The following is a 26575-nucleotide window of genomic DNA, read 5'->3' as shown; positions in this document are numbered from 1 at the left end:
TTTGCCGGCATATAAGCCTGCTATAGCTTCCTTTTTGAAGCTTTCAAAGTCAAAGTCTTCTTGTGTTGCCATTGTTTATGTCGATAGTTTAAAGTTACACTATTGACACAGTTCAGGAAACACCCTCTTGACTGACGCAGTTTTTTATTGTAGCATTTACACAAGGTTAGCGCGCGCGGGACGCGCGTGCTTCAACCATCAATTCAACACGCGCGTCCCGCGCATGCTTCAATCAGCTTGCCAGCCAATAAAAACTAAAATGAACGCAGTTTTAATTGTAGCATTTACCACAAGGTTAGCGCGCGCGTCCCGCGCGTGCTTCAACCATCAATTCAACACGCGCGGGACGCGCGTGCTTCAATCAGCTTGCCAGCCAATAAAAACTAAAATGAACGCAGTTTTTAATTGTAGCATTTACAACAACTTTTCGCGTTTCTCTAATATATTTATCCAAAAAGCAGGCGCCAGGCCGGCATTGCTGATCTATATAGACTTAGAAACAAAAGAAAACAATGAAGATTTTTACCACACTACTATTTGCCGGAATTATAACACTGTCGGGTTGCAGTAAAAAGATAGGACATCCCGAAGCCAGTCCCTTCGTCAGCATTGCAAACGTATCACCCACGCTGGCAACATACAACATCTACCTGAACAGTTCGAGGGTAACTGCAGCGGCAGTGCCATTTGGCGGCGTGATCGGATACCAGGCGCTTCTTCCCGGAACGATTGCCGTTAAATTTACGAACGGTGGCACTGATGAACTCATCTTAGAGCGATCGCTGAGTATAAGCAATGAAAAGATGTACTCGCTCTTCCTGATCGGGAAGGATCAGCAGCGGGAAATACTTCAGGTAGAAGATCAGTTTCCGGAGCGGAATGCCGACAAAGCCTATGTACGTTTTATCAACCTTTCGCCAGATGCCCCGGCGTTAGACGTGCAGCTCAGCGAAGGCGCAGCGAGCATTGCGACAGCCAGATCATATAAACAGCATAGCGCATTCACACCCGTTTCAGCAGGTACACACTCCTTTATCATCAAAGAAGTGGACGCGCAGCAGGCGAAATTTACTTTTTCAAACCAAACCCTTGTAGCAGGCAAAGCCTATACGATAATTGCCGTGGGGCTGACCGCTGCCGGCGAACTCGACAAACCGTTTGGTGCGCAGTTGGTCACTAATTATTAATCCAACATGCAGGGCAGCCCGTAGTATACCAGGCAACTCTGTAAAGCTGAGAAGTCCGTCTGAGAGTAAAAAAAACGTGTGGTTGAAACAGCCGCACGTTTTTTTTATCGGATTGAGGGTGTCTATAAACTGACGCCCCGCTTCCAGGGAATAAAATCATCCTGGTTGAGTTGAACCGCTTTTGGAGTTACCTGTCCGCTGGCCGCCAGAATACAATACTCCAGGATATCAGCGCCCATCTCTTCAATTGTTTTTTCACCTTCAATGATCGGACCGGTGTTAATGTCGATAATATCAGACATCCGGGCAGCCAATGCATTGTTGGTAGCCACTTTAATAACCGGGCATACAGGATTTCCCGTTGGGGTACCAAGCCCTGTTGTAAAAAGAATCAATGTTGCGCCGGCTGCTGCCTTACCTGTCGTCGCTTCGACGTCGTTTCCGGGGGTGCAGACCAGGTTCAAACCGGGCTTCACTGCCGGTTCGGTGTAGTCGAGCACATCGGTAACCGGAGATGTTCCTCCTTTTTTTGCGGCACCGGCCGACTTGATTGCATCCGTAATAAGTCCGTCGCGGATGTTCCCCGGCGAGGGATTGTTTTCAAAACCCGAGCCGACACGGTGCGCGGCCTCATTGTACGATTGCATCAGGTGAATAAATTTCCTCGCGGCCTGCTCATCTTCTGTGCGGTCAATCAGTTCCTGCTCGGCTCCGCATAATTCAGGAAACTCGGCAAGCAGTACCTTTCCGCCAAGCGCAACAAGCAGGTCTGAACAATAGCCCACTGCGGGGTTGGCCGAAATGCCGCTAAAGCCGTCACTACCGCCACACTTCACACCAAGAACAAGTTTGTCCAGTCCGGCGGGCTGTCGTTGCAATTTGTTAGCCTGTGCAAGTCCGACAAATGTTTTTCTGATCGCCTCTGTAATAAGCTGTTCCTCACTTTGCGACTGCTGCTGTTCAAAAATATAGAGCGGCTTGTCGAAGCCGGAATTCCGCGTGCGCAGGTCGGCCAGGAAATCAGCTACCTGCAGGTTCTGACAACCAAGGCTTAGCACGGTTACCCCGGCTACATTCGGATGGTCGGCATACGCGGCCAACAGCTTACTTAATACAGCGGCATCTTGTCGCGTGCCACCGCATCCGCCCTGATGGTTCAGAAACTTGATCCCGTCTACATTTTCAAAAAGACGTTTCGCCGGTACGATCGACTCATGGATATTGATATCGGCAGACTCAAGATCTGCACCCTGCCGATACAGCTCTGCGAGCATTCTCGTCTTCGTTTTGTATTTGTCGGTCACTGCGTAACCCAGTTCATTATGCAGGGCTTCGCGGATGATGTCCAGGTTTCTGTTTTCACAAAATACCGTCGGTATAAACAGCCAGTAGTTCGCTGTGCCGACCCGTCCGTCGCTGCGATGATAACCAAGGAAACTGCGCCCGCTAAACCTGCTCACATCGGGCGCTGTCCACGCATAATCCATGGAACGATACTGATAGGGATCTGCAGCATGTTTAACGTTGTCTGTCGTCATTCTCGCGCCTGCGCCGATGGCGTATTGTGCCTTTCCGACCAGCACACCATACATAATGATCTGGTCGCCTGGGGCAAGATCATCTTCAAAAAATTTATGCTTGGCGTCAATGCGCTCAGTGGTTGTATAGGTCCTGCCGCCGAGCGATACCGTTTCACCGGCCTCCAGGTTTTGCAGGGCTACGATCACATTATCTGACGGATGAACCTTGAGGATTTTTTTCTTTTCCATGACTTACATTTCAACACGCGCAGGAGTGTTTTGAGAACGTTCCTGCAGTCTTTTTATTTCATTCAGTACCGCATCGGCAAACCCGGGTAACTGCAGCAGATTTTTTTTCCATAAACTGGTGTCAGACAGGATTGACATGGCAGCCGTTTCAGCTTCGCGGTTGTTCCAATGTGCATACAACAAGGCTGCATGCTGGTCATCAAGCGGGATGTTCCTACCTGTGGCCGCACTGTAAAAGCCCCCAGGTTCATCCTTCTGCGGACGCATAAAATAAAGATACGCAGCAAATCCTTTCGCCATACCAGCTGGCACCCGATTAAACCGGTTATAATAGCGCTGCAGGGTGGGAATGTTGCGCATCATCATTTTAGAACTGTATTGCTGGGCAATATTTTGCCAGCGATGCTCAATATGCGGATTCCGGAAGCGGTCTAAAACGGCATGCGCGAAACGCTGTGCTTGTTCTTCAGAGATATCTGCGCCTGTCAGAGTTGGTACAATTTCCTGTTCCATAAGTTCGCTGATGTATCTGGCAAAATCCTGATCATTCATAGCCTCACGCACTGTGTCGAAGCCGCTCAGCAGCGCCAGTCCGCAACTAAACGTATGCGCACCGTTCAACAGACGGAGTTTGAGATCTCTGAACTTGTCGATATTCGGCGCTATAACCACACCGGGATTAACGGCTGCGAAGGATAGTCTTTCAATGCTTTCCGGATTAACCGTTTCGATAGCCCATAAGCGGTAGACTTCAGACATGATCATCAGGTTATCTTCATAGCCGAGCACCGCGGCCGCTTTCTGCGCTTCTGCCGCAGGCAATGCTCCGGGAACGATGCAGTCTACCAGAGTATTACAAAAATCGTTCGCTTCTGCCAGCCAGCGCACAAAGCCAGCGCCGAGATTATTGATCTCTGCCAGGCGAATGCAGATTGATCTCAACGTGGTCCCATTATCAGGAAGCAGCTCAGTTGGGAGGATGACCATGCCCGCATCGCTTGCGCCGTGAAATGCGGCAAACCGCCGGTATAAAAATGCAGTCAGCTTTGCCGGAAATGAAGCAGGTGCCTCCGGCCCGGTGATGCGGTCATTCGTCTCCAGCTTAATGCCGACTTCTGTTGTATTTGAAATGATGATTTCTATGTTCGGATCAGCTGCACACTCAAGCACTGCCGGCCAATTTTCGCTTGCACTTAACACACGGCTTACAGACGAATTTATGCTGTATTCTTCAACCTGCCTGCCATCTTCCAGGCCCTTTATGCATAAAGTATACAGGTGGTCCTGATCCTCGAAGTCTTTCGGCGGCTTTCCCGGTGTCGACTTGACAACAACGATGCGGCCATTGAAAAGGCCGGCTTTGTTTGCCTGGTCAATGAAATGGTCCGGCAGCCCACGCAGCAGCACACCCGTGCCGAACTGGAGAACTTTCTCCGGCAGGACCCGGTCAATATCCGGAATGCTGAGCCCATCCTTTGCCCGGATATTTTTTAATGTAACATGATTCAATTGCATATACTTGTTGGTTTTATCTTTATCAGGTAGCCAGACACCTGCGATGACGTAATGCCCGGCCCTGCCAGCATGCGACTTCAGTCTGCGCTGTAAAAATTAATCTGGTGATTATTGTGTTTGTTTTTTGCGTTTATTAGCCGTGCCAGTGCTGTTGAAAGAGCGGTCATTTAACATCCACCTGCTTAGGTCGTCAGCAGCTTTAAGATTATCAAAATCTGATGGCAGCTTGCGTCCATCGACATACTCATTGTATAACCATGGATCGCCAACGGCGAAAACCCTGCCTTTACCGTGTTTTGCAGAGACCATAAGAACATTAGTGCCGTCGCGCTCCAAAACAGTTACGTTACGCTGATCTTTGACCTGAATTGTACTGATCTCTTTCAGATATACCTTTTCAGCGGTCCGGAACACCGGGTTTTCCGGCGACAACCTGATGGCTCCCTGCGTAAAATTCCGCCCCTGTACCCGGTTGCGGCTGTCGCTGTTAAAGCTGAAGCCAAATTTTTCTGCAAGCAAATTGATCTTATCCAGGTCGCAATTGCCTACATCATTTAACAGCAGGACAAGCGCGCCGCCCCGGTGTACCCACTTTGCAATAACTGCTGCATCTGCAGCATTCATCATTTTTGCATGCGGATTTTCCTTTGTAATATCCGGGTCAACAATGATGTAGGCCGCAACACCTTTCAAACTGGCGGCAGCAGGGGCGGTATACAACTCCCGCGTTTCCGCACCGAGCCGGATTAATGATGCTGAAAGGAAACTGAAACCGCCGGGCGAAGTTTCGCTGAATTTGTAATGGACGCGAACATTCTGACCCAATATGTTTCTGCCCCGTTCGTCATTGTAATATGAATCAAGGAGAACCGTTTTGCCCCGGCCAATTTGCAGATCCGGCAGGATTTCCATTTCGTTTGCAGCCTGAATAAAGGCTCCCATACCTTTCGGATCATTGGTGATGACCCGTTCGCTGATGTAATAAGCAAAAGTTCCATCGCGGTATGGTTTACCTCCCAGACCACTGACGCTTACCGTGCCCGTATAATTTGTGTTGCCGGTCGCCTCGGTACTGATAAATTTCGATTGGATGCCCTGATAGCCCTTTTCAGCTACCTGCCGGTATTTTGCTGGAAGAAGACCAAGTCTCGTCGTTTTAGCCAGCGCATAGACAAATTGTGCCGCCGCCGATGATTCAAAATAATTGCCTTTCATTCCCGGATAGGGGGCATTCATTACATCCCACCAGAGCCCTGACTTTTTATCCTGCGCTTTGCTGATCGCGATAGCGAAACGCTCCATGATCTGCACAAGTGCGGGGCGCTGCGGATGCCCCTCGGGAAAGTAAGCCAGCACGTCGGCAAGCGCCGCCCCGTACCAACCCATAGCGCGCGCCCAGACATTGAGCGACAGGCCTGTTTGCTTATCCGCCCAGGGCATTTTCCGGCTTTCGTCCCAGCCATGTCGCATCAGGCCGCTGCGGGGGTCGCGGGTTTGCCGTTCTATGTTGATAAACTGCAGGGCAATGTCGTTCCAGGTGCTGTCGCCTTCATTAAACGTTGCCGCCCACTGCGCAAGAAATGGCTGAGCCATATAAAGGCCGTCAAGCCACACCTGCTGCGGATAAATTCGTTTATGCCAGAAGCTCCCTTCGCTCGTACGCGGATGGACAGTCAGTTGTTTTCTAAGCGTTGCCGCCGCCTTAAAATATTTGTCCTTTCCGGTCACCTGGTAGAGATCAAGGAGGATTCGGCCGCAGGCAATGTTGTCGATGTTGAAGTCGTCCATGCGGTAGGTGTCTATCGCTCCATCCTCAGATACGAACCGGTCCATGCTTTGCTGCATATAGTCGAAATACCGTGCATCTGCGGTTCTGTACCACAAGCCCCTTATACCAAGCAGAACAACAGACTGATCGTAAGACCAGCGCCCCGGATGCGGCCCCTTATGCGTGCTGTCCCGCCATAGTTTTTTCATCGCCGTTTCTGCCACACGGGCTGCCATTCCAGGCAACTGTTGTGCGCGGCCGGATGAAATTACAAGCAGAGATGTTATAAAAAGCAGAAATTTTTTCATGTTAGTTTTCCTGATCAGTTAACCGCATTACCGGTTACTCCGGCTCCCGGACGTATGTTCTTTAATTGCTGCAGGGCCTGAGGGCCGGTTAAACGAATGTCTTTGCTGCGCCCGCCCGTTATTTCCAGAATGCTTTCATCCGGCGCCGACGTTGCCGCAATATTATGCAGCTGCAGATCAACCGTATTGTTTACCCTGACCGGAACCGTTCGCTCAGGCAGGGAAAGCCGGATGTTGCTCAGCCTGATCCCCTTTGCCTCAGTCAGTTCAATTCCTTTCACCGACCGGAAAGCCGCATGATCAATCTCAATGTCCTGAATATTCATTTCGGGTAAACCGCGAACAAAGACGGCCTGGTCTGCACCGTCGCAAACAATGTTACTTATACGGAAATTCCTAAACTGAGGGGTTTCTTCAGTTACCGGCAATTGCACAACCTTCGGTGCAGCGTCTTTTTCGCCGCTGGCGGATACCGGATCTTTTGCCATGTAATACATATCAAATAATATGGCCGCACCCGGTATGTCTTTCATGACAATGTTTTGAGCGTAGACCTTTTCGACAACTCCGCCTCTTCCGCGCGTCGTTTTGAAACGCAGACCGATATCGGTTCCAATGAACTGGCAGTCGGTTACAAAAAGGTTGCGGGCTCCGCCGCTCATTTCGCTGCCAACAACAAAGCCGCCGTGCGCGCGGTACACGCGGCAATTGCGAACCAGTACGTTTTCAGTGGCTATGCCCCGCGCGCGGCCAGCAGCATCCCGCCCGCTTTTAATGCAGATCCCGTCGTCGCCTACATCAAACGTACTTGATTCAATCAGAACGTTTTTACAGCTTTCAATATCGATTCCATCACCGTTTTGTGCGTATGCGGGGTTTTTTACCTGTATATCCTTTACAATCAGGTCTTCACAAAGCAGCGTGTGCAGGTTCCAAGCGGCCGAATTCTGAAACGTGACACCCTGAAGCAGCACCTTCCGGCAGTTGTTAAAAACAAGCAGGTTAGGCCTGAAAAAGTCTTTCATGTCAGCAAATGAAGCAACCGTTTTTCCGCTGGTGAGTTTGCCGGCGTCTTTGGTCCGGTGGCCGGCAGCATATGATTCAGACGGCAGCCATGTCTTGCCATCGGTATCTGTAAGTCCGCCGGAGGCCACCAGTTTTTTCCAATGGCCCTCCGTGATTTTTTCTTTCTTCACAGCGCGCCAGACGTCGCCGTTGCCATCTATGATACCCTTGCCGGTAATAGCGATATTTGAAGCGCTTTCTGCAGATATGGGCGATTGATTCCGCACAGCAGGCTGGCCTTCCCAGTTGGCAGCGATCAGTTTATACTGCGTTTTGTCGGCACTGAACAAAAGTAAAGCGCCCGCATCCAGGTGCAGGTTCACATTGCTTTTTAATTGCAGGGGCCCCGAAATCCATAAGCCGTTGGGGATATGTACCACACCGCCACCTCCATGGTGACATTTGTCAATAGCCTGCTGGATGGCAGCAGTGTTCAGCTGCTCATGACCGGTCTTGGCTCCGTATTGCATGATATTCAGCGTATCGTTTTTGAAGCTGGTCGTTTTTACAGCCGGCAACACGCTGGTGTCGAAACCCGCATGCTGTGCCCGGAGCGACAGGCAACCGGCGCCGATTACGGCCAGTGTGATAAGCAATCTGTTCATAGTGGTATATATTTGGATCGGCAAACATTTTCCGGAGACAACATTTCGCCTGACGCAATTCTAGCGTTCTTTTTGCCCATTGCCATGTGAATGAATGGAAATATTTACGCAAACGTTTACGAAACCCTGCCAGCCTGATACACCCCGGTGCTGAAGATTTCAGTGCCTTACAAATGGTTCAGCCCAGTCGCCAAGGACGTGTAAAGGGCTGTAACCTGCTGCCTCTTTCCTGCTGAGCGTCAGGCTCCAGGCAACCCGCTGCTGCCTGCCTGAACCGGGGCCTTCATTTTTATATTCAGCATAAAATGCGGTCTTTTCATTTTCAGGATCGTCCCAGTTGTGCCAGCCCTCCGGGCGGATGTGCCCACCCAATTCTGATCTGATAACCACCACACGCGCATTTGCCCGCCACGGTCTGCCTAACCAGACTTTGCCCACACCCTCAGCAGCTGTAAACCTGCAGCCTAGAAAAACATAACCGAATTTACCGGCAGCCCGGGTAGAGGCGGCTGTGATGTACGAGTCGGCCAGGCTTCGTACTTCACAATTCAGAAACAAAGCCGTTGCCGGGCCGAAAACGAAATCGGTTGTTCCGGTGATCAGGCAATTTGTATAAAGTTGCCTGCTGCTGTCGTTTCCGGTAAAAAGTGTGTCCTGATTACCAAGAATAGCGCAGCTGTCTATAGAAAAGCGGTCACCTTCCACATGCAGCGCAATTGCCTGGCCCACGCGACCGGCAGCGTTCTGAATTGTCAGACCTTCTATACGCACGTCATTGCCGAGTATCAACATCGTATAGGTATCGAAGGTGCCCATGACCTTCCGGTACCGATCTGAACGGTCGGCCGGCCAGGACTTACCTGCGTGGTCATTGTATGCAATTATCGTCTGGTCCCGGCTTTCGCCCGTTATCGTCAGGTTGCATAGCCAATGCGGCACGATAACCTTCTCCTGATAAGTTCCGTTTTTTATAAACAATGTCAGCGGCGCAGGCGAGTAACCCCTGAATGCCTGGAGCGCTTCATTAATGCTGCGGTAATCGCCGCTTCCATCTGTTGCCACGGTTAGTTTTACCGGGTAGGATTTGCTTGTCTTGTTTTGGCCAATCGCATGAACGGTCATCAGGATCAGGCCGAAAATCAGCCAGCGGGCATTTTTCATAGGTGTTATTTTCTGTTGTTATATGACTGGCAGCAACCAGTTCTACCATTTCAATTTTACAGTTATTTTTTATCCGCCGCAGGCTAAGCGTTCTCAAAATCTACGCAAACGTTACCGGTGATGCCAGGTAGTAATTTCAAAAATAGACCGGAAAGCCCTACTTTAAGCCCATGAAATTTGAGCCGGTTAAGATCACGGATATCGCTAAGGCCCTCGGACTCTCGAGTGCTACGGTTTCCCGCGCATTTCGGGACAGCCACGAAATCAGCGAGAAGACAAAGAAAAAAGTGATGGATTACGCGCGCTCAGTTAACTACCGTCCCAATCCTGTAGCGCAGAACCTCAAAGACAAACGCAGCCGGGCACTAGGGGTAGTTGTTGCCGAGATTGCCAACAGTTTTTACTCGCAGATTATAGACGGCATTGAGTCTGCGGCTCATGCAAAAGGGTACCACGTCATCATAGCGCAGTCGCACGAGTTGCTTGAAAAAGAAATTGATGCCGTAAACTATCTGGCCTCACGGTCAGTCGATGGGATATTGATATCACTTTCCGGCGAGTCAGAGCATATCGATCACTTGACAAATCTGCACGACAAAGGCATGCCTTATGTCTTTTTTGATCGCGTAACGGATCAGATCGATACGTTCCAGATTACTTCAGATAATTTTTCTGGCGCAAAACAGGCCACCCTGCATCTGCTTGATCAGGGTTTTGAACGTGTTGCTTTTCTCGGCGGTACGGCTCACCTTTCTATCACGCGGGAGCGGTTAAACGGTTACCTCGCTGCGCACGGGGAAAGGAATACCGGACCAGACAAAAACCTGATTCGTTTCTGCCCGGTTGGCGGCCTCCAGTATTACGAGGTCGAAACCGCCATGCAACAGTTTATGTCGGCACCCACGCCTCCCGATGCGCTTCTGGCCTGTTCAGATAAGCTAACCACCAATATTTTCAGGTATTGCAGGGAGCAACGCATTGCCATTCCGCAACAGCTCGCTTTAATTGGTTTTTCGAATCTCGACCTGACCGAGTACCTGGAACCACCGCTTTCCATTATCCGCCAGCCGGCATTTGAAATGGGCGAAACCGCTGCACTTATGATGATCAGGCTGCTAGAGGCACCTTACCCGCTTAACGATTTTGAATCAAAAGTGTTGCCGCCTGATTGTGTTCTGAGGCGCTCATCCATCCGGCTTGTGTAACTTATTAGTGAATTTTTCATTTATATATGAAAAAAATAAAACGTTATTCTGACGTTTTTTACTACCTTTAGCTAACGGCCGTGCCAGGTGAGTGGTGAAGTAGCTGAGGGCCGCGTCTAACCGAATGTATAACGGGCAGCCTGTCTGTCCACCGTCTTATGATACCGGGCATGAAATACCTGTTAACGGCCATCCTGATCTGTCTGCATTTAGCTGGCAAAGGCAGTCTGACTTCTTCAGAAAAAAATATCACACTCGTTTCGGCGAAAAATGCTGGTGACCGCGTGAAATTCGGTCTGGATAAACTAGCCTCCGGACTTCGTGCAGCGGGCTACAGTGTTCAGTTTTCGAACCAAACTTCAAAAGCGTATAGTATCCTGGTTGGTCTTGCCGCAGAACCTTCCATAAGTGCTTCGCTGAAAGGCGAATGGGCAGAAAAAGCACGCGCCGCTGGTAAAGAGGGATTCGTGCTGAAGCAAACTACTCCGGCTACCATCGTGGTAGCGGGGGCAGATGCCTCGGGAGCGCTTTATGGCTGCCTCGAACTTGCAGAGCAAATCAGAACAGCAGGAAAATTGCCGGCAAACCTGCAAATGACCGACCGGCCGGAAATGGTATTACGGGGAACCTGTATTGGTCTGCAAAAGCCTGACTATCTTCCAGGCCGCGATGTGTATGAGTATCCGTATACCCCTGAGAGCTTCCCCTGGTTTTACGACCGCAGTCTCTGGCTACGGTATCTGGACATGATGGTCGAAAACCGGTACAATACCTTGTACCTGTGGAATGGCCACCCATTTTCCTCGCTGGTAAAGCTAAAAGACTACCCTTATGCGATTGAGGTTGACGACAACACCTTTCAGATGAACGAGGAGGTCTTCCGTTTTCTGACTACCGAAGCAGAGCGTCGCGGCATCTGGGTAATTCAGATGTTCTATAACATACTGATCCCGAAACCGTTTGCCGAGAAGCACAGCCTGAAAACACAGGACCGGAACAGGCCGATCATTCCGCTCATTGCAGATTACACCCGCAAGTCTATCGCTGCTTTTGTTCAGAAATACCCCAATGTGGGCTTGATGGTCGCCCTCGGCGAAGCCATGGAAGGGGTAGGGCAGGATGACGTAGACTGGTTTACAAAGACGATTATACCCGGGGTTAAAGACGGACTTGCTGCCGCCGGAATCAGGGAAGAACCGCCCATTGTGCTCCGCGCGCACGACACTGATGCCCCACGGGTCATGAAGGCCGCGCTTCCCATTTACAAGAACCTGTATACTGAGGCCAAATTTAATGGCGAGGCTTTAACGACTTATACACCCCGCGGCAGCTGGGCAGAGTTGCACCGGGAACTAAGCAGTATTGGCACTGTGCAGATCGAGAATGTGCACATTCTTGCCAACCTCGAACCTTTCCGGTACGGATCTGCAGACTTCATTCAGAAATCTGTTCAGGCCATGCACAATATTTACGGGGCCAATGGCCTGCATTTATATCCCCAGGCCTCATACTGGGATTGGCCATACACAGCAGATAAGGCGGATAAAAGATTGCTGCAGCTTGACCGCGACTGGATCTGGTACAAGGCCTGGGCAAGGTATGCGTGGAAAGCAAACCGCGACCGCCAGGCTGAAGTGAATTTCTGGGGCGCCCGGCTCGCTGAAAAATTTGGCACCGACCTGGAAGCAGGGAAAGCCATTCTCGAAGCCTATGAACAGGCAGGCGAGATTGCGCCCAAACTGCTGCGTCGTTATGGCATTACAGATGGAAACCGCCAAACCCTCACATTGGGTATGCTGATGACCCAACTGATCAACCCGCACCGCTACGGTCTTTTTACATTATTGTATGAATCAGAAGCTCCGGAAGGCGAAATGATCATCGAGTATGCTGAAAAGGAATGGAACAAAAAACCGCATACAGGCGAAACGCCGGTGCAAATTGCTGATGAGGTTGAAATGCATGGAAAAAAAGCCGTGGCCGCTATCGAGCAGGCGCGTACTTCAGTAACCCGCAATCGCGATGAGTTTGACCGCCTGCTGAATGACACGAGAAGCTACCATGCCCTGGCGAAAACGTATGCGCAGAAAGTGCGGGCAGCACTGCAGGTTCTTCGTTTTAAATATTCAAACCAGGTTGCTGATCTGGAAACTGCGGTACCGTTGCTTGAACAAAGCCTCGAAGACTATAAAGAGCTGGCAGGCCTCACGACTGATACGTACCTGTATGCAAACAGCATGCAGACCAAGCAGCGTAAAATTCCGATGCGTGGTGTTGATAAAACCTTTATTCACTGGAGGGAAATGGTTCCTGTTTTCACACGCGAGCTGGCTCAGCTTAAACACAGCATCGATTCGTTGAAAAAAGCCGGCCCGGGCCGCCGATTGGAAGTTCAGCGGCTGGTTCCCGCCCGGGTGAGCTGGAAACAGCCTGCTCAGATCTACCAGCTTGAAGATGGCGCATCTGTATTTTCAGATACGTCTGTGGCCATTACCGCACTTGCTCCGCAGCTTAAAGGCCTGAGCGGTATCCGGGCAAGTTCCCGCCAACAGGTACAGGCCGGCACAGAACTAAGGTTCAGTACGAAGACTCCGGTTAAATTACTTGTAGCCTTCTTCAAGGACAAACACAGCTTAAATCTTGCCGCTCCGCAATTGGAGACTGACGCGAGTGCAAATAACTACGGTGAGTCAGAAATCAAAATTGCAGATGCAGTGGTAGCCGGCGGACCTGGCATGGCGAACGTGCATACTTACCATTTTGAGCCGGGAACGCACCGTTTCACCCTCGGGAAAGGCCGCTGTATCCTGTTAGGATTTATAGATGGGAAACAGGAAATCAGGCCGTACAATGCAGGTCTGGCGGGAAAAGGAAGGGATATTGACTGGTTGTTCGAATAAATATGCGAGATAAAAAAAAATATACCGGGTTTATACTGACAGCCCTGCTGTTGTTTGCCGGAGATCTTACCGCACAGTCGCCGGCTCAGGTACTGGAAAAATATGTAAGGCAATTTAACGCGGCTGACACTGAGGCGGTTAAAAACGCGGTTCCCAATGCACATGCCCTGCAGTTTTTGGCTGATAATGTACCTCTGCTGGAATGTCCTGATGAGACCATCGAAAAGACGTATTATTTTCGGTGGTGGTCGTTCCGAAAACACCTGAAAAAAACGCCCGAAGGTTACATCATTACAGAATTTATCGAGCCTGTTAAACATGCGGGAAAATACAATTCGATCAGCTGTGCAGCCGGGCATCATCTGTACGAGGGCCGATGGCTTAAAAATCAGGAATACCTGCGGGATTACATCCGGTTTTGGCTTTACCATGCTGACCAGGGACAAACCAAACCTCGTTTTCACCAGTTTAGCAGCTGGTTTGATGATGCTGTCTATAACTGGTGGCTCGTACAGCCCGATCATGAATTTCTTCGCCAGATTCTTCCCGCGCTGGATGCCGATTACAGCAAGTGGGAGCAGGAGCGCCGGCTAAGCAGTGGTCTGTTCTGGCAGCATGATGTAAAAGATGGCATGGAAGAGTCGGTAAGCGGCTCGCGGAAAGACGAAAACAGGAGGCCAAGCATCAATGCATATATGTATGGTAATGCGCGTGCCCTTGCCTCAATAGGCCGTGTTCTGGGTGTAGACACTGTCAGGCAAAAATATCAGCTGAAGGCAGAAAAGATGGAGGCGCTTGTTCAGGATAGCCTGTGGGACAACAGCGATTCATTTTTTAAAACCCGCCCGGCAAAACGATCCGGCCGGCAGGCGCGCGAGGCCATCGGTTTTATTCCGTGGTATTTTAACCTGCCCGATGACCGTGCCCGTTATGCAAAAGCCTGGGATCAGCTGGTTGACACTGCAGGATTCAAGGCACCATGGGGTCTGACCACGGCCGAACGCCGGGAGCCTACCTTCCGTACGCGCGGTTCAGGCCATGGATGTGAGTGGGATGGTGCTTTGTGGCCCTTTGCTACCAGTCAGACACTCAAAGGCCTGTCGAACCTGCTAACCAATTATAAGCAGCACGGGAACATGACCCGGAATATATTTTATGCTGAGCTGAAGAAATATGCCGCTTCCCATCAGATGGATGGACGGATGTATATCGGCGAGTATCAGGATGAAAAAACCGGTGCATGGCTAAAAGGCGATCATCCGCGCAGTGCATTTTATAATCATTCAACTTTTTGCGATCTGGTGATCAGCGACCTGATCGGGTTCAAACCTGCTGAGGGGGACACCTTAATAATTGACCCGCTGCTTGATGCTGGTACCTGGCCCTGGTTTTCGCTTACCCGGATCAGTTATCATGGCCGGGAGATTTCTGTTTTCTGGGATCAGCACGGCCAGAAGTATGGCAAAGGCAAAGGAATGTTCGTTTACGCAGATGGGAAACTGGTGGCCAGGGCATCTGCACTGAAAAAACTCACAATAAAAATCTAATCCGGTATGGATCGTAAAATAAGACTTACAATCAGTTTCATGGTTGTTTTTTGGTTAGGGTTGATGGTTGCCCCGCCGGCGTCCGGACAGCAATACTTTGATGTGCGCAAATATGGCGCACGCAATGACAGCACGGGGAATGCCGGTCCGGCTATAAAAAAAGCGATCGAGGCGGCATCGGCCGCCGGCGGCGGGACCATCTTTTTTCCCGCAGGCAAGTACCTCACAGGACCTATTCACTTAAAAAGCAACATTACGGTCCTTATCAGTGCCGGGGCAGAACTGCATTTCAGCGACAATTTTGATCTCTACCTGCCCATGGTGAAGTCACGCTACGAAGGCGTGGATGTGACGAGTTTTTCTCCGTTTTTTTATGCCTACAAAGCAGAAAACATTACCATCAAGGGCGAAGGCCTGATTGATGGCCACGGAAAAAAATGGTGGGATTTTGTTGAAGGGTACAAGCAGGACCAGCCACGTTCGCGCTGGCAGTTGCAGTTTGATGCACTCAACAAAGATATTTTGCTGCCCGATGATCCAAAGCAGATGAAGCGCGGTTTTTTGAGACCGCCGTTTATCCAGCCTATGTATTGTACCAACGTGAGAATCGAAGGAATTAAGATCCGGAATTCTCCTTTCTGGACGATCAATCCGGAATTTTGCGACAATGTGACCATTCACGGTGTTACCATCAATAATCCGCACTCCCCAAATACTGATGGCATTAACCCCGAATCGTGCCGGAACGTGCATATTTCAGACTGCCATATCAGCGTTGGCGATGACTGCATTACCATCAAGTCGGGCAAAGACGCGCCCGGCAGAAGTAAGGCAGCACCTTGCGAGAACATAACCATTACAAATTGCACCATGCTCTCAGGACACGGCGGCGTGGTGATAGGCAGCGAGATGAGCGGCGGCGTCAAAAAGGTAGTCATCAGCAACTGCGTTTTTGATGGCACTGACCGGGGGATCCGGATTAAAACTGCCCGTGGCAGGGGGGGCGTGGTTGAAGACATCCGCGTAAGCAATATCGTAATGAAGAATATCCGTGATCAGGCGATCGTACTGGATATGCAATACGCAAAGACAACACCTGAACCCCTTAGCGAACGCACGCCAATGTTACGCAACATCCATTTCAGTTCAATCACGGCACAGGGTAAGGAGGCCGTCTACCTGAATGGGCTTGAAGAAATGCCTGTCAGCAACATCAGTTTCACGAACATGAACTTCGACATGGAAAGCGGTATCCGCATCCGGCATGCATCAGACATCACGTTTGATGGCGTCCAGGTAAATGTTGGCCGCGGCGCAGCACTGCATATCAGCGACAGCCGTGCCATTACGGTTAATGGTCTGCGTAACCCGCGCCCGTTAAGCGCAGGCCCCGTTATCCATTTCCAGGATGTAGCCGATGCGTATATCTACCATAGTCAGGCCGGTGCCGGTACAGATGTGTTCCTTAAACTTTCCGGCGGGCAAACTAAAGACATCACGCTCGGGGAAAATAATTTAAAGAAAGCCCGGACACCCGTGCTCCGTGATCCGGGAGTTCCAAAAACTGACACACCATGAAAAAGCTGGTCCACCTGCTGCTCGGCAGCATGCTTGTTTCGGTTCAGGTAGAAAACGCGATAGCGCAGGCGCTCTGGTATAAGCAGCCAGCCCAAAAGTGGACAGAAGCACTTCCTCTTGGCAATGGCCGGATCGGTGCTATGGTCTTTGGTGGCATAGAAACAGACCGCATTCAATTTAATGAGGAGAGCTTGTGGACGGGAGCACCACGCAACCCTAACCGGGCAGACGCATGGCAGGCACTCCCCGAAATAAGGGGTCTGCTTGCAGCTGGGAAACAGGCCGAAGCTGAGGCGCTCGCAGAACGGCGTTTTATGGGTTTGAAAAGCCCGGCAGGCGATCGCGCAGCATGGGTAGCGAAGATGACTGCCGGGAATACAGAAGCCGGTTCGCCCGCACAGCCGGCTTTTAATGACGCATCGTGGTCAACGATGCAGGTACCTTCATACGAAGGCTGGGAACAAACCGGTCTCGCAAATTTTGACGGCGTAGTGTGGTTCCGCACAACGTTTGACCTGCCGGAAAACTGGAAGGGAAAAAACCTGGTGCTTGACCTGAACCGGATTCGCGATCAGGATTTCACGTATGTGAACGGAACGCTGGTTGGTCGCACGGATAGCCATGATCCGCGCCGGTACCGCATTCCCGCTGCGCTGCTGAAACCGGGCAGAAACACACTTGCTGTTCAGGTTCTTAATTATGCTGACAAAGGCGGCATTGCGGGTTACAAAGATCCGCGCCGGCCCATCGGTCTTTTTCCTGAAGGCGCTGATGTGAGCACAGGACTCAGCCTGGTGAAAACCTGGCGGTATTGGGTCCAAAACGCCGAACCACCTGCCAGCGAGTCTTACCAGGCAAGTTACCAGCCCTTTGGGGATGTTTGGCTGCGGTTTAAAAACCAACCAGGTCCTGTTTCAGGCTATCGACGCAGCCTTGATCTTAAAGAAGCGGTACTAACGACCGCCTATCGTGCAGGCGGCATCGCTTTCAGGCGCGAATACTTCGTGAGTCAGCCCGACCAGGCCATGGTTATTCACCTGGGTTCAGATAAACGTAGTGCGATCAGTCTTGATATCGGACTCTCTTCCCCACATCTGAAATCAGCCGTCAGGCAAATTGGCCAGAATGCGCTCGAATTGAAAGTTCAGGTAAGTCATGGTGCGCTGCATGGTACGGCGCAGCTCAGGGCAGTGCTGAAGGGCGGCAAAATTCGTGTGAGCGATAGTGCCTTGCATATTAGTGAAGCCGATGATGTTGTGATCTGCGTTTATGCCGCAACAAATTTTATCTCGTCGGGCGATGTCTCGGCTAGTCCCGACGAACGGGTGCAGACTGTGCAGAAAAAACTTCAGGAACTGTCATATCCGGCACTTAAAGAAAGACACATAAAAGCCTACACGAATTATTTCGACAAATTTTTTATCGATTTTGGCGGGCAGGAACGGAATAAACTTCCAACTGATGAGCGAATCAGGCGGTTTGCTGCCGACCGTGATCCGGCACTGGTAGCCTTGCTTGTGCAGTATGGGCGTTATTTGCTTATCTCAAGCTCCTGGCCGGGAACGCAGCCCGCAAATTTGCAAGGCATATGGAATGACCAGTTATCGCCGCCCTGGGGCAGCAAATACACAACAAACATTAACCTGGAAATGAATTACTGGCCGGCAGAGGTGCTTAACCTGGCGGCCATGAATGAGCCGCTGTTTGTCAAGGTCGCAGCGCTTGCAGCGGCCGGCCGTCAAACAGCCATCAATTATTACCGGGCAGGGGGCTGGGTTCTGCATCATAATACAGATATCTGGAATGCCACAGCGCCGATCAATGCTGCCAACCATGGCATCTGGGTAACGGGGGCGGCGTGGTTAAGTACCCACCTCTGGGAGCATTACCTCTTTAGCCGCGACGAGGTTTTTTTACGCAATCAGGCTTATCCTGTTATGCGCGGGGCAGCAGTCTTTTTTAAAGATTTTCTGGTGGTTGATCCAAAGACAGGAAAACTAATCAGCACACCTTCCAACTCTCCCGAGCAGGGCGGCCTGGTAGCGGGACCAACCATGGACCATCAGATTATTCGTACACTCTTCAGGCAATGTGCAGAAGCCTCGCGTATCCTGAAGACCGACGCGGCACTTCGCGACAGCCTGCTTATCATGGCCGGCGAGATTGCGCCAAACCAGATAGGCCGTTTCGGCCAGCTTCAGGAATGGCTCGAGGATATTGACGATACAACCAACAAACACAGGCATGTTTCACACCTTTGGGGCGTGCATCCCGGCGATGATATAACCTGGAATAAAAATCCGGAATTGATGAAGGCGGCGCGGCAGTCGCTCATCTACCGGGGTGATGAGGGCACGGGCTGGAGTCTGGCCTGGAAAATTAATTTTTGGGCGCGGTTCAAAGACGGTAACCATGCCATGAAAATGATCAGCATGCTGCTTCGGCCAGCCGGAAGTCAGGGTGGCGTTTATCCGAATCTTTTTGACGCGCACCCGCCTTTCCAGATAGACGGCAATTTTGGTGCGGCTGCGGGTGTAACCGAAATGCTCGTGCAAAGTCACGATGGTTTGATTGATATTCTGCCTGCCTTGCCAGACGACCTTCCGTTCGGGCAGGTACGCGGACTGCGTGCCCGGGGTGCCGTTGAGATCGACCTTGACTGGCAAAACGGAAAACTGCGCCAATTGCGTCTCAAACCCACATGTGATGGACCGCTGCGGCTGCGTTACGGAAACCTTGAAAAAAACATCGATGCAAAGAAGGGCCGCTTATACACCCTGAACGGACTGTTTGAATGAAAAAACTACTTTTTCTGATTTTACTGACCACGGTGGTCATGGGTACCGTCGCTGCACAAGGATCCAGGCGGCATTACCGTCTCGACAGCGGCTGGCTTTCTGTAGCTGCAGATGTAAAGCGCGATGATCTTTCAGGATTTGAGCAGGCTGGTTTTCGTACAACCGGTTGGAAGGCGGTCAGGGTGCCGCACAACTGGGATCAGTATGAAGGGTACCGCCGGCTCTTGCACGGTAACCGCCATGGTTATGCCTGGTACCGCCGGTATTTTGCTACACCCAAAGCTGCTCCGGACAAGCGATTTTTTCTTTTTTTTGAAGGGGTTGGTTCGTATGCAACCGTCTGGTTAAATGGCCAAAAAGTCGGTTATCATGCGGGGGGCAGAACGACCTTTACGATCGACGTAACGCGCGCCATGCGGCATGATGGCAAACCCAATCTGCTGGCAGTACGTGCAGACCACCCCGCAAACATCCGTGATCTTCCATGGGTAGATGGTGGCTGCTCACCTGAAAGAGGTTTTTCTGAGGGGTCGCAACCCATGGGGATCTTCAGACCGGTCACACTAGTCGTAACAGGCAGCCTGCGTGTCGAGCCCTTTGGCGTACATGTCTGGAATAACAGGGATGTGTCTTCAGCACGGGCTGGAATTCATGTGCGCACCCGGGTGCGGAATTACGGCAACCGTACCCGGGCGTTCCAGGTTATTCAGCATCTCAGAGACCACCGGGGCAAGGTTGTTTTCACCGTGAAGAAATCTGTACAACTGGCTGCGGGCGAAATGCGGGAAATTGCGCATGAGCCGGCAGTTATTACAAAGCCTGTTTTCTGGAACCTTGAAAATCCCTATCTGTACACCCTTGAAACCGTACTTGTATCAGGGAACGAAAAGATAGATGTGATCAGCACCCCATTTGGTATTCGCACTGTGCAATGGCCGGAATTGAAGGGGACAGCGAGTAAACAATTTTATCTTAACGGTAAGCCCGTGTTTATAAACGGGATAGCAGAATACGAACATTTGCTGGGTGCAAGTCATGCCTTCAGCGATGAGCAGGTAGCAGCCAGGGTGAAGATGATCAGGGCCGCAGGCTTTAACGCATTTCGTGATGCGCATCAGCCTCACAACCTTCGCTACCAGAAGCATTGGGATCGTCAGGGCGTACTCAGCTGGACACAGCTGGCCGCACACATCTGGTTTGATAGCCCCGCTTTCCGCGAAAACTTCAAGCGGCTGCTTACCGAATGGGTCATTGAGCGCCGTAACAGTCCGTCGGTAGTGCTGTGGGGCCTTGAAAACGAAAGTACCCTGCCGGCCGATTTTGCGCGCGAGTGTACCGAGTTGATCCGCAAACTCGATCCGACAGCTTCTGAACAGCGCCTGGTAACCACCTGCAACGGCGGTGAAGGGACCGATTGGGATGTGCCGCAAAACTGGACGGGAACGTATGGCGGAAACCCGCTGCTGTATGGCGAAGATTTGAAAAAGCAGGTGCTGGTCGGTGAGTATGGTGCCTGGCGGACAATCGATCTGCACGCTGAAGACAAATTCAAAAAGGAAAATACAAACTCAGAGAGCTATATGAACTGGCTCATGGAAACAAAAATAAGACTTGCCGACAGTGTGAAAAATGAGGCAGCAGGACATTATTTCTGGCTGTTCAATTCGCACGATAACCCGGGCCGTGTGCAGGGCGGAGAAGGTTATCGCGAGCTTGACCGCATCGGCCCTGTAAATTATAAAGGGATGTTGACGCCCTGGGAAGAGCCCACCGATTCATACTACCTGTTCAGGGCCAATTACGTTTCTGCAAAAACAGATCCTATGGTTTACCTGGTTTCTCATACCTGGCCCGACCGCTGGACAAGTCCCGGCATAAAAGACAGCATAACCGTCTATTCGAACTGTGACGAGGTTGAATTGTTCAATGGGATTGGTACACATTCCTTTGGCAGGCGGGAGAAAGGGAAAAGGGGGACGCATTTTACCTGGAACAAAATCGATCTTCGCTACAATATTCTTTATGCACTGGGCTACCGTGATGGGAAGGTTGTAGCGCGCGATTGCCTGATACTGCGTTACCTGCCTGAAGCGCCGGATTTCAAAAATATGTATGATACGGAAAAAGAAGTGGTAAGCGCCAGCCCCGGTTATCAGTACCTGTATAGGGTAAATTGCGGTGGGCCCGACTATCGTGACCATGCAGGGCAGCTCTGGCTTGCCGACAGGCCCGCTACCAATGGGGGATGGGGATCTGTATCCTGGACAAGCCGCTTCGAGGGTTTGCCGCCGTTTTTTGCCAGTCAGCGGCAAACGGCAGATCCCATTGCCGGAACCCGCAACTGGCCGTTGTTTCAAACATTTCGTTACGGTCGTGAACAGCTGCAGTATTATTTTCCCATCCGAGATGGCGAATACCTGGTGGAGCTGTATTTCGCCGAGCCTTGGATTGGCACCGGGGGGCTTGCTGATGGTAAGGGTCTGCGCCTGTTTGATGTGGCTGTAAATGGCAAAACGGTCCTTAAAAATCTCGACCTGTGGCAGGAAGCGGGGCACGACAGGGCTTTGAGGAAAGTAATTAAAGTCCGCGTTCAGGGCGGCAGGCTTGAACTGTCGTTCCCAGGGGTAGCGGCCGGACAAGCTATCATCTCAGCCATTGCCATTGCATCTGAAAAGGCTGTTCGCCTGCCGGCGGATGAAGGCAAGCCGCTCATCACTCTGACCGATGCTAATCAGGGGAAGCCTGCAAGCTGGATGAATACCGGCGACAGGCAGTTTGAAAACCAGACTACGCGCCTGGTCGCCCTGCCGCCCGAGCTCTACGGCGCTTCATGGGTACGCCTTTCAGATTCGGCCGCAACCTTGTCTGCACAAGTAAGGTTGAATGCGGCCGCCGATGTCTGGATCGGCTTTGACGAACGCCTCGCGCCGGCACCGGCAGCTATCAGGGGTTTTAGTGAAACCGGTGCTGTTGCCCGCAGCAACGCCGGAATGGTTTACCGGTTTTATAAAAAGCGCCTCAGCAGTGACACGGTAATCGGTCTTGGTCATGTTGCGGCTGCGCAGGTGCTTATCGCTGCGCTTCCGCCGGCATCACTGGAGCCGGCTTATGACTTAAACAAGGTAGTGAGCTACAAGGCACTTGATGCGCAGCCCGCTGGTCAGGGTGTGCAACGCGCACAGCTGATGGGCCGGGAGCGGATGGTTTTCGGTGCGGCGCAGGAGGGCATGCTAAACTGGCACATCTATACCGGGGTAGCCGATACGTATTCACTTACGCTCAAATACCACAACCCGACGGCGAAAGAAATGTCTGCAGAATTGTCGCTTTACGGACCGGGGGGCATGCTGTTAAAGAAAGAGGTGCTTGCGCTTCCTCCGTCAAAACCGGGTAAGTGGAGTTACCTGCAAACCACTACCGGCGGTATGATCAATGCAGGAAATTATTCGCTGCGTCTTGCCGCGAAGGACTGTGCCGGTCTTGCGGTCGATGCACTAGATGTTCAATAAGACAATATTGTATAATACCTGGCAAAAATTAAAGAGGAAACCGGCAGGTCTTCCGGTCATCTTTGTGCTGCAAGCAAATCTATAATGAGCAAAATTACAGGCGGCTTACCGATACTTGATCTGGGCATTATTGTCATTTACCTGGCAGCGATGATTCTTGTCGGTATTTACTTTTCACGTCGTAATAAGAGCGCTGAGCAGTTTACAAAAGCTTCCGGATTGATTCCGGGCTGGGCTATCGGCTTATCCATATATGCGACGTTTTTAAGCAGCAATACCTTTCTGGGGGTTCCCGGAAAAGCTTTTGGCGGCAACTGGAACGCTTTTGTGTTTAGTATTTCCATGCCGCTGGCCGCCTGGGTCGCCGCCCGGTATTTTGTTCCTTTTTACCGGAGCACCGGCGAAATCTCGGCTTACACGCACTTTGAACATCGCTTTGGTCCATGGGCGCGCACCTATGCCGTGATCTGTTTTCTGCTGACACAACTGGCAAGGATGGGCTCTATCTTTTTTGGTATTGCACTAAGCCTGCAGGCGCTGACCGGTTATTCCATGCAGCTGATTATGATCGTGATGGGGCTGTGTATCATCATTTACACCGTGATGGGCGGTATTGAGGCCGTGATCTGGACAGAAGTTGTACAAGCGGTAGTGAAGACTTTTGGTGCATTACTGATTCTTTACCTGATCCTTATTAACCTTCCGGGTGGTGCCGAAACGGTTATCGAAACGGGAAGGAGGGCCAATAAGTTTAGCCTCGGCAGTTTTGCGCCCGATTTCAGAGAATCCAGTTTTTGGGTGATCCTCCTGTATGGCTTTTTTATAAACCTGAACAATTTTGGAATGGATCAAAACTATGTTCAGCGTTACCATACCGCCGCTTCACCACAGGCGGCACGCCGGTCAATCTGGCTTTGCGTTGTCTTGTATGTTCCTGCCTCGCTGTTATTCTTTATTATAGGATCTTGTCTTTTTGCCTACTACAATCAACACCCTGAACTGATCGAATCGATCAGGCACCAGGTGGCCTTGGAGCGTCTCCCCCCGGGCAGTTCAGCCGAAGCTGTAACAGCGCTGCAGCAAAGTTTGGAGCCAGCTGATTACGGTGATAAGGTTATGCCTCATTTTATGGTAACCAAAATACCTGCCGGATTAGTCGGGCTGATCGTTTCAGCTATTCTTTCAGCTGCGATGAGCACAATCAGCTCAGGCATGAACGCGTCGGCGACTGTATTTTCTGAAGATATCTATCAGCGCTATTTCAGCAAAAACATGAACGACAGGCAGCGGCTCAGGCTGCTTTACGTAGCAACCACCTTCTTTGGTCTGCTCGGTATGTTTGCCGGCGTAGCCATGATTGGTGTAAAAAGCATCCTGGATGTCTGGTGGGAACTTTCAGGGATGTTTGCAGCCGGCATGCTGGGTCTGTTTTTGCTTGGACTGATAAGCCGCCGGACCGGAAATCATGCCGCAATGACCGCAACCGCGATTGGCCTGCTTATTATTTTATGGATGAGTTTTTCACATCTGCTTCCCGAAACTTACAGTGAGCTTCGCAATCCCCTGCACAAAAACATGGTTATTGTCGTGGGTACACTCGGCATATTCCTCGCCGGCCTGCTCTTTACGCGGTTGTATGGCGCGCGCAAGGCAACCCGCAAACATACATAGCGAAATATGGATACAATAAAAAAGGGTTTTATTCCTGTTATGCTCACACCTTTTAGTGAAGATGGGGCCGTCGATTATGAGGCTTTAGGCCACCTGACAGAAGTTTATCTGCGCGCCGGTGCAAGCGGTTTATTTGCGAACTGCCTGTCGAGCGAGATGTTCGAACTTACTGATGAGGAACGCCTGAAAGCTATAAGACATGTAATGGCGGTGGCCGATGGGAGCGTGCCGGTCGTAGCAACCGGTACATTTGGCGGGCCGGTCAGCCGTCAGGCTGATTTCGTGAAACGTGTGGCAGATACGGGCGTCGAGGCCGTGATTGCCATTACAGGTCTGCTGGCTGCGGAAGATGAAAACGACCGTACCTTGGATGAACGTGTTATGCAACTTATTATGGAAACGCCCGGGATTCCCCTCGGTTTCTATGAATGCCCCGTTCCTTACAAACGGGTGCTGAAACCCGAGCAGCTTGAAAGATATGTAGATACCGGACGGGTAATTTATCACAAAGATACAAGCCTCGATATCGGGCAGGTTGCAGAAAAAATACACCTGACAGGCAAACGCAGCAGATTTGGCTTGTATGACGCCTACATGGGACATGCGATTGAGTCACTTCGCGCCGGAGCGGCTGGTTTGTCCTGTATCCAGGGAAATTACTTTCCGGAACTGATCGTCTGGCTTTGCGATCATTATGCTGACCAGTCGAAAGCCGCTGAAGTGAACATTGTGCAGCAATTTTTGATCGATAACATGGACGTCATGCATGACGTTTATCCAACCGTATCAAAATACTTCCTGCGAAAGCGGGGACTGAATATCTCTACGTTTACGCGCCGCAACGTTGGTGAAGTGAGCAGAGCAGTGCTTAGAAATATAGAACAGCTTTACGCTGACTATACCCGTTTGAGCAACCGCCTGGAACTTCAGCCTCTGTTCTAATTCAGATATTTTCGTTTGTATTCAAGTGGTGTCATGCCCGTTACCTTTTTGAAATGCCTGTAAAAGTTAGAAACATTATTGAAGCCGCATTCAAAACATACCATTTCGGTGGGTAACTTGTTTTCGATCAGTAAACGGCAGGAATGGCTTACCCGGATCTCGATTAAAAAATCGTAATATGTTTTGCGGGTCATTGCTTTAAAATAGCGGCAAAAAGAGGTAACGCTCAGGTTGCTCAGTGAAGCCACTTCATCCAGGCTTATATCTTTTTTATAGTTGCTCAGGGTGTAGTTGTAAATCCGGTTAATCCGCGCATTATCTGAATCATTCGATGGGCTGAACGTGTGTTTTCCGGTAACAATGGTGCTGTATTCGTCGGTTTCAGACAGGATCTGCAAAATGTTCAGTAATACGACTACCCGTTCCAGGTTAACGGCTGCGAGTGCGCGGTCCATCAGGGAAGCCAGTTCCTGCCTGGCGTTTCCGAATATCAGCATGCCACTTCGCGCTTTTTCATACAGCTTCGGCAGCAGATAAGCTTCGGGCAAACTCAGCAAATATTTGCCCAGGCAGTCGGGTAGAAAGTGGATAATTTTTGCCTCGATTTGTTCATCCGGATGGTCCTGGAAATATGCATCTTTGCAGCGCCAGATGTGAGGCAGGTTTTCGCCAAGCAGAACCATCTCTCCCGGTCCGAAATTACTGATGTTGTCGCCCACGAAGCGTACACCTTCTCCTTTCACTGTGTAGTGCAGCTCGAGCTCCGGATGATAATGCCAGACATGCCCGAAGTCGGCTTTGATATCGTGCCTGATGCTGAACGAACTTTGCAGTGTTACGGGAACTTTGTGGAAATGCGGTTTCATTAAATTTTGAAAAAATCTTCGTTTTTTATTGCTCGTAACTGACCGGGCAGGTTTTTTAAAGATACGTGTTTTAAGATAACATCCTATACTAACATGCTAAAAAGTGCTAATAAAGGACGTTTTTGATTGTTGAGTTTTGTATATAAGCCACTACGGAGGCAACCAAATATAGACCGGACGT

15 protein-coding genes are annotated in these 26575 nt (G+C 50.8%); 9 read left to right on the top strand and 6 right to left on the bottom strand.

Translation table 11 applies throughout. The features are described 5' to 3' along the window. Positions 1-512 precede the first annotated feature (512 nt). Positions 513-1187: a DUF4397 domain-containing protein gene (locus EJV45_RS08315; protein ID WP_129715214.1), complete on the top strand. Its 675-nt coding sequence runs from the start codon at positions 513-515 to the stop codon at positions 1185-1187. A gap of 122 nt (positions 1188-1309) precedes the next feature. Here EJV45_RS08315 and EJV45_RS08310 read toward each other — a convergent pair whose 3' ends face one another. The 5 genes from EJV45_RS08310 to EJV45_RS08290 all read right to left on the bottom strand — a co-directional run bounded on the left by EJV45_RS08310 (position 1310) and on the right by EJV45_RS08290 (position 9378). Beyond that, the gene (locus tag EJV45_RS08310; protein ID WP_129715213.1) at positions 1310-2956 is read right to left on the bottom strand and encodes a UxaA family hydrolase; all 1647 of its coding nucleotides are present in this window, start codon (positions 2954-2956) and stop codon (positions 1310-1312) included. 3 nt (positions 2957-2959) lie between these two features. Then, complete coding sequence (locus tag EJV45_RS08305; protein ID WP_129715212.1) at positions 2960-4471, bottom strand: tagaturonate reductase; 1512 nt, start codon at positions 4469-4471, stop codon at positions 2960-2962. A gap of 108 nt (positions 4472-4579) precedes the next feature. After that, positions 4580-6547 carry a glycoside hydrolase family 88 protein gene (locus EJV45_RS08300; RefSeq protein WP_129715211.1) on the bottom strand — a complete coding sequence of 656 codons (1968 nt, stop codon included), beginning with the start codon at positions 6545-6547 and terminating at the stop codon, positions 4580-4582. A gap of 14 nt (positions 6548-6561) precedes the next feature. Then, positions 6562-8217, bottom strand: coding sequence for a glycoside hydrolase family 28 protein (locus tag EJV45_RS08295; RefSeq protein ID WP_129715210.1), 1656 nt, complete (start codon positions 8215-8217; stop codon positions 6562-6564). 159 nt (positions 8218-8376) lie between these two features. Beyond that, on the bottom strand, positions 8377-9378 hold the full coding sequence (locus EJV45_RS08290) for a pectinesterase family protein (RefSeq protein ID WP_129715209.1): 1002 nt from the start codon (positions 9376-9378) through the stop codon (positions 8377-8379). 170 nt (positions 9379-9548) lie between these two features. On the opposite strand from EJV45_RS08290, the gene EJV45_RS08285 reads away from it, so the two are divergent. The 8 genes from EJV45_RS08285 (at position 9549) to EJV45_RS08250 (ending at position 25528) form a co-directional block, all read left to right on the top strand. Then, positions 9549-10583 (top strand): LacI family DNA-binding transcriptional regulator, encoded by a 1035-nt coding sequence (locus EJV45_RS08285; protein ID WP_129715208.1) that lies wholly within the window; start codon positions 9549-9551, stop codon positions 10581-10583. A 170-nt stretch (positions 10584-10753) separates the two neighbouring features. Continuing rightward, complete coding sequence (locus EJV45_RS08280) at positions 10754-13483, top strand: alpha-glucuronidase family glycosyl hydrolase (protein WP_240755231.1); 2730 nt, start codon at positions 10754-10756, stop codon at positions 13481-13483. A 2-nt stretch (positions 13484-13485) separates the two neighbouring features. Further along, positions 13486-15030, top strand: coding sequence for a trehalase family glycosidase (locus EJV45_RS08275; RefSeq protein WP_129715206.1), 1545 nt, complete (start codon positions 13486-13488; stop codon positions 15028-15030). A gap of 6 nt (positions 15031-15036) precedes the next feature. After that, positions 15037-16608: a glycoside hydrolase family 28 protein gene (locus EJV45_RS08270; protein WP_240755230.1), complete on the top strand. Its 1572-nt coding sequence runs from the start codon at positions 15037-15039 to the stop codon at positions 16606-16608. Then, positions 16605-19406, top strand: coding sequence for a glycoside hydrolase N-terminal domain-containing protein (locus EJV45_RS08265; RefSeq protein WP_129715205.1), 2802 nt, complete (start codon positions 16605-16607; stop codon positions 19404-19406). Before EJV45_RS08270 ends, EJV45_RS08265 begins: the two co-directional genes overlap by 4 nt. Further along, positions 19403-22915, top strand: coding sequence for a malectin domain-containing carbohydrate-binding protein (locus EJV45_RS08260; RefSeq protein WP_129715204.1), 3513 nt, complete (start codon positions 19403-19405; stop codon positions 22913-22915). Before EJV45_RS08265 ends, EJV45_RS08260 begins: the two co-directional genes overlap by 4 nt. Before the next feature lie 84 nt (positions 22916-22999). Further along, entirely contained in the window at positions 23000-24586 is a 1587-nt protein-coding gene (locus EJV45_RS08255) for a sodium:solute symporter (protein WP_129715203.1), read from the top strand. A gap of 6 nt (positions 24587-24592) precedes the next feature. Next, positions 24593-25528 (top strand): dihydrodipicolinate synthase family protein, encoded by a 936-nt coding sequence (locus tag EJV45_RS08250; RefSeq protein ID WP_129715202.1) that lies wholly within the window; start codon positions 24593-24595, stop codon positions 25526-25528. Here the strand turns inward: EJV45_RS08250 and EJV45_RS08245 are convergent. After that, entirely contained in the window at positions 25525-26394 is an 870-nt protein-coding gene (locus EJV45_RS08245) for an AraC family transcriptional regulator (RefSeq protein WP_129715201.1), read from the bottom strand. The genes EJV45_RS08250 and EJV45_RS08245 overlap by 4 nt on opposite strands. Between the last annotated feature and the right edge of the window lie 181 nt (positions 26395-26575).

Source organism: Pedobacter sp. SYP-B3415 (assembly GCF_004138205.1).
Lineage (GTDB): Bacteria > Bacteroidota > Bacteroidia > Sphingobacteriales > Sphingobacteriaceae > Pedobacter.
Note: the sequence above shows the minus strand (reverse complement) of the source record. Positions and strands in the feature narration are given on the sequence as shown.